1 protein-coding gene is annotated in these 545 nt (G+C 67.7%); it reads right to left on the bottom strand.

The genetic code is table 11. From position 1 onward, the window contains the following. Positions 1-545, bottom strand: a 545-nt coding sequence (locus tag QQ657_RS57075) for a cyclic nucleotide-binding domain-containing protein (RefSeq protein WP_284750751.1), incomplete at both ends; no start/stop codon positions are given.

Here is a 545-nt window from a genome sequence, read left to right as displayed (position 1 = left end):
TCAGTTCGTGTTCCTGGCGTTCCCGCAACGCCTCCACCGTCAGCCGCAGCTGCTGCTCGATCTGGTTCATCGGCTGGTTGTAGAGATCCGCCACCCGCGAATGCACCCGCAGCACCGTCTGCGCCACCGACAGCTCGTACTCCCGCGGCTGGGCGTCGTAGTCGACGAACGTCCCCGGCAGCATCGGCTCACCGTCATGCCCGGAGGCAAGGGAGATCTCGGCTTCGCCGTGGTCGTTGCGGGCGGACGCGCCGCCGGCGATGAACGCCTCCAGATGAGCCTGCAGGGTCTCCGACCGCGACAGGACATCCTCGAACACGTCCCGCGGCAGCGAGAGGACGGTGCAGGTGGTGACGGCTTTGGCGGTGAACTCCCAGATCCCGTCATCCCGGATCAACGCCGTCTCGCCGAAGTAGTCCCCGTCGGCCATCGTGCCCAGCACGGTCTGGTCGCCGTAGGCGCCGGTGCCGACCTTGGTGATCTTGCCGTGGGCGATGAGGAACACCTGGTCGGCCCGGGACCCGAACTCGACCAGCGCGTCACCG

Origin of the sequence: Amycolatopsis ponsaeliensis (assembly GCF_030182635.1) — a bacterium.
Lineage (GTDB): Bacteria > Actinomycetota > Actinomycetes > Mycobacteriales > Pseudonocardiaceae > Amycolatopsis > Amycolatopsis ponsaeliensis.
Note: the sequence above shows the minus strand (reverse complement) of the source record. Positions and strands in the feature narration are given on the sequence as shown.